The sequence below is a fragment of the Acinetobacter sp. YH12102 genome (assembly GCF_013419125.1).
Taxonomy (GTDB): Bacteria; Pseudomonadota; Gammaproteobacteria; order Pseudomonadales; family Moraxellaceae; genus Acinetobacter; species Acinetobacter pseudolwoffii.
This window is the reverse complement of sequence record NZ_VPAS01000048.1, coordinates 1-1,498: the sequence shown is the minus strand read 5'-3', so window position 1 is coordinate 1,498 and position 1,498 is coordinate 1. Positions and strand designations below refer to the sequence as shown.

General features: G+C 37.9%; 2 protein-coding genes. One reads left to right on the top strand and one right to left on the bottom strand.

All coding sequences use genetic code 11. The features are described 5' to 3' along the window. Nucleotides 1-890 precede the first annotated feature (890 nt). Nucleotides 891-1,172, top strand: coding sequence for a hypothetical protein (locus tag FTU42_RS14715; protein WP_180083731.1), 282 nt, complete (start codon nucleotides 891-893; stop codon nucleotides 1,170-1,172). 135 nt (nucleotides 1,173-1,307) lie between these two features. Here the strand turns inward: FTU42_RS14715 and FTU42_RS14795 are convergent. Continuing rightward, nucleotides 1,308-1,498, bottom strand: a 191-nt coding sequence (locus FTU42_RS14795; protein ID WP_218949839.1) for a hypothetical protein, incomplete at its 5' end; no start/stop codon positions are given.

The window sequence follows — 1,498 nt, the reverse complement described above, 5'->3', positions numbered from 1 at the left end:
AAAATTACAGAACGAGTGTCTACGAGTGAACTGACGCAATAAGCTACCAAAACGCTTTTCTCCCTGATTACAGCTCCCTGTTGCTCTAGATCGGTAAAAATTAGCGAATGCGCCACGAAAACAAATAAACGCTGCACAATTTAAAAAAAATAATCGGGCTTTGCTGCGTGTGGCGTTCCGTGAACGCACATCACCAGTAAAAGCCCGATTTTATATTTTGGTACTTTGCGCACCGTATTATTTCACTTAGAACAGCTTGCTCTAGGTATATATACGAAATCTCTGGTCGCAGCGAGCGAAAAATAAAAACCCGACCATATTGAATATGATCGGGTTTCGTTTTATATTCTAGACACGGTTATTAATTCTTGGCGGAATTAATAACGAAAGTTATATCAGTTGGAAGCTGTATATAAGATTCAGGTTAAAACCCCGTGTATGACATGATTATACTGGGCATAAAATCAAAATAAATCCCCTTTCGTTATTAAAACCTTTCTAGATGTTAATTTCCGTCCTTTTTGTGGGTGGAAGGCTTGGTGACGCCAGCGCAAAATTGAATTAAGTCTGCTACTGGGGGAACTGAACAAAGCAGACAACGGCATAAGTAGTCTAAGAGCGATCGTGAGTATATTGGGTCTAATACCCTTGCGTTGATCTTTAAAAGCTCTATAAGGCGGTTTTAGACGTGTTCAGGGGGTGATGTAAGCCCTAACTAAAACAAGCGCAGGATTACACTCTGATGCGCTCCTATGATGCGATGGCTCGGCTCCGTAGTGATATAGGTGGAATACTTCTTAGGCTAAATCGTAATGATTGGTCTAGGGTAAGTATTCCCTAATCTTCTCCAACTCTCACCATAATGATAAATATCACTAATGGGGTGTCTTATGACTTCAGAGATAAAAAATTTACTAGGTTCTTTTGTTTCTTTCGAAATTAAGAATTCTGAACAAGTTCAAAGTGTTTTAGGTGAAACAACTAAAATTAAAGGTTTAGTTACTTCTGTTTGCTTTAACTTAGATGGTGATCATGAAATTTGTGTCAAAGAATTTGATGATGCTGAAAACTTTCATAAACTCTCAGAGATTGATTCTTTGAATGTTGCTCAGATAGATCCACACGCTTTTTTTGAAAATATTAAGCTTGGTCATATTGAAATTGAGCTTTAAGTTTTTGAGTCCACATCTTCTAATGGTGGACTCTAGTCCTAAATTTGGGAATTTTGCAACGTAAAAACAACAACTTGTGATTCTAACTTTGTGTTATAATCGCTTTGTGAACTCCTTATTGAACAGCCTCTAAAATTAATTTTTTGAGGCTTTTTTTTTGCCTGTTTCTTGAGAAACGCGGAAGCGTGCATTCCTGATAAAAATTACAGAACGAGTGTCTACGAGTGAACTGACGCAATAAGCTACCAAAACGCTTTTCTCCCTGATTACAGCTCCCTGTTGCTCTAGATCGGTAAAAATTAGCGAATGCGCCACGAAAACAAATA

Coding starts and splice junctions, on each gene's coding strand:
- FTU42_RS14715 (WP_180083731.1), top strand. CDS start 891: ATGACTTCAGAGATAAAAAATTTACTAGGTTCTTTTGTTTCTTTCGAA.